The organism is Abiotrophia sp. HMSC24B09, from assembly GCF_001815865.1.
Lineage (GTDB): Bacteria > Bacillota > Bacilli > Lactobacillales > Aerococcaceae > Abiotrophia.
Genome location: NZ_KV822190.1, coordinates 259 through 2,430 on the forward strand (window position 1 = coordinate 259; position 2,172 = coordinate 2,430).

Below are 2,172 nucleotides of genomic sequence, written 5' to 3' on the forward strand. Positions count from 1 at the left end.
ACTTGCATCCACTTCACCTTCTAAGGTAACTGGATTTGCCAACTGAGCGTCTTTCTCATCAACGTAAGTTACTTGGACACGTCCAGATTCCTTAGCTGAGGATTGTGATTCTTTCGGTGTATAGATGAAGGTCGTGACTTGTGGTTCAGTTTGGTACTGACCAGAAACCTTCCCTTCAATACGTGCAAGCTCGTAACCTTGGAAAGCTTTCTCTTCTAATGTAAAGTTACTTCCCACGGTACCAGTTGTTACGAGATCGTCTGCTAATTTGTCTTGCTTCTCGGTCAGATAACGAGCTGTTACGGTACCTTCTACTTTTGGCTTGTTAGAGCTTGTGTGGATATAACCGACATAAGTGAAGCCATCGATTTTAGGCGGCGTATATTGATAAGTTTGCCCCTTGGTTACCGTCTGGGTCTCGCTAGCGCGCAAATAATTCATTTGCGCCAGAGCACCACGACCAGCGCCTAAACCGGATAAACCGATAACTAATAGCAACCAGAATTTCCAAGAGCCGTTTTGCTTACGGAAAGACCATGCTAGCAGTGTCCCTAGAATCAATAGGAGTGCACTAATGAGCCACTGCAGGATGACCGCATTCAACTCACCCGTCTTAGGAAGTGAGCCTGGGTTTTGCGGTTTGGATGGTTCTGGGTCTCCAGGTACAGAAGAAGATTCTGATGAACTGGAACTCTGGGAATCGGACTCTGACGAGCTAGACGATTCGGAACTCTCGGAATCTGATGAGCTGGAGGACTCAGATTCTGAGGAAGAGGAGCTCTCGGACTCTGAAGAGGACGAACTCTCAGATTCAGAGGACTCTTCCGATGATGCTGAAGATTCATCGGATTGACTAGGTGGTTGAGGTTTTGAGCTTGCATCTTGCTCATAAACCAATTGATAATCCGCCACATCTGTTGTCGCCGTACCAGTCGGATTCTCTTTCACCACTTGCTGGAGTTGTTCAGGTGTAAGATCCGCCTGATTGACGAAATGATAATTTACAGTGGTCTGTTCTCCCTGAGAAAAGACTTGTAATATTTGTGTGGGGAACGCTAAACAGAAGATAGCGCTGAGCGCAAGGGCTCTTTGGGTTTTGTGACGCATGCCGGTAATTCCTTTCAATATTTGTCCATTGTCTATTTAACTAGATTTATAGGCGAAAGTCAATCTAATTGCGCAAAATTCACATGGTTTTTTTGTAAATCATATGATATCCTCCGATATATTATTTAAATACATATTTTGCATAATTGTTTGGACATCAAACTAAAAGAATTGCCTAGACATAAGGGAATAAAAGGCGAACGTTACTCCTGATTTTCTGCACAAAAATATGCGACCGAGAAATCTCGATCGCATATTTCATCTATTTCACATCAGTGGTTTGATTAGTTTCTAGCATTCTTGCGAGTAAACAATACAACGACTGCTGCGATTACCAATACAAAGGCTAAACCGATTAATAAGATTGAGCTAGATTCACCAGTTTTTGGTAATTTCTTCTCTTCTTTCTTCTCTTCTGGCTTGCCTGGGCCTTGTTGGTTTGGAGTATTGTCAGCAAGAAGGTTTACGAATACCACGCCACTTGTATTTTCTTTCTTAGAAACTACTAATTGACCTTGACCGTTGTCAGTAACTTCTACCGTTACTGGGTAAGTCTTTTCATCGTAAGTGATCTCTGACTTATCACCTTTCTTCTGACGAAGAGTATAAGTGTAAGTACCTGGCGCATCGTATGTCAATGCTGGGAAGGTTACTTTACCATCTTTATCAGTCATAAGTTCGCTGATGACTTTGCCATCTTTATCAAGTAATTCAATAGTGAAATCACCTGCTTTGATTGGCTGATCTTTGTCGCCTTTTTTGAGGACTGAAGTTGCATCTACAACAACGCTAGTTGGAGCTGCCTTGTAAGTGTTAGAGAAGGCTGCTTCTTTAGCGTAAGTTGCTTTTGCTTCTAATTGACCTTTACCGTTGTCTGTAACTGCTACTGCTACATCGAATTCGGTTGCGTCATAAGTGTAGCCTGCTGCGCCTTCATTCTTCTCACGAATCTTGAACTTGTAGTCACCCGCTGCATCGAAGCTTACTGCTGCGAATTCAACAGAACCGTCTGCCTTGTTCTTAGCAGTGCCAACAACTTTACCGTTTTGGTCTACTAATTCGAAA

2 protein-coding genes are annotated in these 2,172 nt (G+C 42.9%); both read right to left on the reverse strand.

Translation table 11 applies throughout. The features are described 5' to 3' along the window. The coding region (locus HMPREF3093_RS09660) for a MucBP domain-containing protein (RefSeq protein ID WP_180363243.1) at positions 1 to 1,107 on the reverse strand (1,107 nt) is incomplete at its 3' end. A 284-nt stretch (positions 1,108 to 1,391) separates the two neighbouring features. Then, the coding region (locus HMPREF3093_RS00690; RefSeq protein WP_143227628.1) for a Spy0128 family protein at positions 1,392 to 2,172 on the reverse strand (781 nt) is incomplete at its 5' end.